The organism is Vibrio sp. 1069, from assembly GCF_033340555.1.
This window is the reverse complement of record NZ_JAWOWP010000136.1, coordinates 1-992: the sequence shown is the minus strand read 5'-3', so window position 1 is coordinate 992 and position 992 is coordinate 1. Positions and strand designations below refer to the sequence as shown.

The 992-nt window shown below is 44.0% G+C and carries 1 protein-coding gene; it reads right to left on the bottom strand.

Annotation, left to right across the window (positions count from 1 at the left end):
• Nucleotides 1–992 (bottom strand): ArnT family glycosyltransferase (locus tag R7040_RS24970; protein ID WP_318097350.1); only part of this gene is annotated, 992 nt, incomplete at both ends.

Genomic DNA, 992 nt, shown 5'->3' with positions numbered 1-992 from the left:
CCTGCAACAACAGCGGCAGAAAACAAAACTACACCTAAAATCAACACGATAGCTTTAAGTAATTTGTCGGTCCATTTAGGCCAAGCTTGGTTCGTTAACGCATAACCCGCAATAACAGCAAGCATTGGAAGCGCTGGCAATATGTAAACACCTCGCTTACCCGGGCTCAGACTAAAGAAAGCGATAACAAGCACAACCCAAGCGAACAAACTTAATAACGCAGGTGATAATCGTAGTTGCTGCCAACACTTCTTATTGAAGAACACCAAGTACAGTGGAAACCACATAACGGGAATCACACTGACAATAAAGTAATACCAAGGCTGAATGTGTCCCCAAGAGTTCGCATAACGCTCACCCGTTTGTTTAAACAAGATGTTGTCTCTGTAAGCAGCAAAATCAGGGTTATGACTGATCTCTACAATCGAAACCATAGGCACAAACCAACATGCAATAGTCAAAAGCATGAACACTGGGCCCAGTAATAGCTTCCATAAAACCGCATCTTCAAAATGGTGTCTGCCAGAAAAATGCAAAAACAAAACGGGTATCAAAAACAACGCGGGAAGAAATCCAACACCTTTTGTAATAATGCCAAGCCCCATAAACACCCAAGCCAAGCAATACCAAACCCAGTTGGTCTTAATATAGAAGTGTCGCAACAGCCCATACATGGAGATGGTGATCCACGCGGCTACCATCGCATCAATTTGCGCCGCTTTTGCTTGAATAATAAATTGTGGAGCAAGCAATAGTAGAAAGCCCACATTTCGCGCAGTTTTGACATTCCACAGCTTTGCGGAAATATCGTAACAGCACACCAAAGCAATTAGGCTGACAATCGCATTAGGTAACATGAACGTTGCTTTTAGGCTGCCGGTCAACCAATAAAAAGCCGCCATTGACCACATAAATACTGGCGGTTTATCGGGATAGAGCTCTCCCCCTCTGGTAGGAAAAAACCAGTTTCCCGATTGCACCATCTCTCGAGC